This is a genomic window from Burkholderia sp. E168m23 (assembly GCF_016586125.1).
Classification (GTDB): domain Bacteria; phylum Pseudomonadota; class Gammaproteobacteria; order Burkholderiales; family Burkholderiaceae; genus Burkholderia; species Burkholderia orbicola.
The window spans coordinates 1-2,054 of sequence record NZ_BCPP01001131.1; the positions used below are offsets into that span (position 1 = coordinate 1).

Annotated in this window: 2 protein-coding genes; both read left to right on the forward strand. The window is 63.7% G+C overall.

From position 1 onward, the window contains the following. The first annotated feature begins 211 nt into the window (after positions 1-211). On the forward strand, positions 212-1,546 hold the full coding sequence (locus tag JMF90_RS34880; RefSeq protein WP_011694940.1) for a glutamine synthetase family protein: 1,335 nt from the start codon (positions 212-214) through the stop codon (positions 1,544-1,546). A 10-nt stretch (positions 1,547-1,556) separates the two neighbouring features. Further along, positions 1,557-2,054, forward strand: a 498-nt coding sequence (locus tag JMF90_RS34885; protein ID WP_201326143.1) for an aminotransferase class III-fold pyridoxal phosphate-dependent enzyme, incomplete at its 3' end; no start/stop codon positions are given.

The following is a 2,054-nucleotide window of genomic DNA, read 5'->3' on the forward strand; positions in this document are numbered from 1 at the left end:
CCATTTGCTATTCGACGCTGAAAACGGCTGGAGAGGGTCGGTCAGCACAACCGTACCCAAGGGATGCTCATGGACCTGCGACCGGAGGTGTTCGCGCTGTCGCGAGTTGTCCTGTAGTTCATTGGGATGAATTTGTGATCACAAACATGATTATTTTCGAGATATCATCGATAAACACACAATGTTGTGATCACATCATGAGTGACATGCGATGAACGACGCTTTGAGCGACTTCCTGACCCGGCACCGCATCCGCGAGGTGGAGTGTGTCATCCCCGACATGACGGGCATCGCGCGCGGCAAGATCCTGCCGCGCGATCTGTTCACGGCGTCGGGCGAGATGCGCATCCCCAAGAGCGTGCTGCTCAACACCGTGAACGGGCAACAGCCCGACAACAGCCCCTTCGTCGGCGACACCGACCCCGACATGGTCTGCAAGCCCGACGCCGCCACCGTGCGCATCGTGCCCTGGGCAGCCGAACCGGTGGCCGTGGTCATCCACGACTGCCTGGAATGGGACGGCCAGCCGGTGCAACTGTCGCCCCGCGCCGTACTACGCCGCGTGCTGGCGCTGTACGAAGCACGCGGCTGGCAGCCCGTCGTGGCACCCGAGATGGAGTTCTACCTGGTGGCGCGCAATCAGAACCCGCACGAGCCGCTGCAGCCGCCGCTGGGGCGCACCGGAAAGCCCGAGGTGGGGCGGCAGAGCTACTCCATCGACGCGGTGAACGATTTCGATCCCTTCTTCATGGAACTGTCCGCCTTCTGCGACCAGCACCAGCTAGGCGTGGAAACGCTTATCCACGAGGCCGGCCCGGGGCAGATGGAGATCAACTTCAGCCACGGCGAACCGCTCGACCTGGCCGACCGCGTTTTCCTGTTCAAGCGCACGGTGCGCGAGACGGCGCTGCGTCACGGCGTATTTGCCACTTTCATGGCCAAACCCATGGAGGGCGAACCCGGCAGCGCGATGCACATTCATCAGAGCATCAACGACGGCGAAGGCCGCAACATCTTCAGCAATACCGACGGCACCGCCAGCGAACACTTCCACCACTTCATCGGCGGACTGCAAACCTACATCCCGCAGGTGATGCCGATGCTGGCGCCCTACGTCAATTCATACCGGCGGCTGGCGCCCTACATGTCGGCACCCATCAACGTGCGCTGGGGCCAGGACAACCGCACTTGCGGTATCCGCGTCCCCAAGTCCGGCCCCGGCGCCCGCCGGGTTGAAAACCGCGTGCCCGGCGTCGACGCCAATCCCTATCTGGCCATGGCCGCCACGCTGGCCTGCGGCTACATCGGCATGCGCGACCGGCTGCACCCCAGCGAGCCCACCGAAGGCAGCGCGTGGAACGTCGCCCACGAACTGCCGCGCCATCTCGAAAACGCCATCGAGGCCATGCGTGCCTGCGATGCGATGAAGGAGGTACTGGGCGAAACCTTCGTCGACGCGTTCTGCGCGGTGAAGGAACTGGAATTTTCCACCTACAACCGGGTGATCAGTTCGTGGGAACGAGAGCACCTGTTACTGCTGGTTTGAGGAGTCCGTCATGAACCACACGCTTCCACATACCGGCATCGAGCACGAACGCGTACAGGCCTTGCTCGCCCATGAGCGCGCCGAGTACGCGCAACGCAACCCGAAGTCGCAGGTGATGTCCGCACGCGCCGCGCCGCAGCTGATGTTCGGCGTGCCGCTGCACTGGATGAACGACTGGTCGACGCCTTTCGCGCTGCACGTGGCCCAGGCCCAGGGGGCACAACTCACCGATGTGGACGGTCACACGCTGGCCGACTTCTGCCTGGGTGACACGGGCGCCATGTTCGGCCATTCGCCCGCCGTCGTGACCGAGGCACTGGCGACCCAGGCACGGCAGGGCCTCACCACCATGCTGCCCAACGAGGACGCATCCGTCGTGGGTGAATTGCTGGCTCGGCATTTCGGTCTGCCGAAATGGCAGTTCGCGATGACGGCCAGCGACGCCAACCGTTTCTTGCTGCGCTGGGTACGTGCCGCCACCGGGCGGCGTACCTTGCTGGTGTTCAAC

Excerpts from the sequence above, each read along its gene's own strand:
- JMF90_RS34880 (WP_011694940.1), top strand. The coding sequence starts at position 212 with ATGAACGACGCTTTGAGCGACTTCCTGACCCGGCACCGCATCCGCGAG.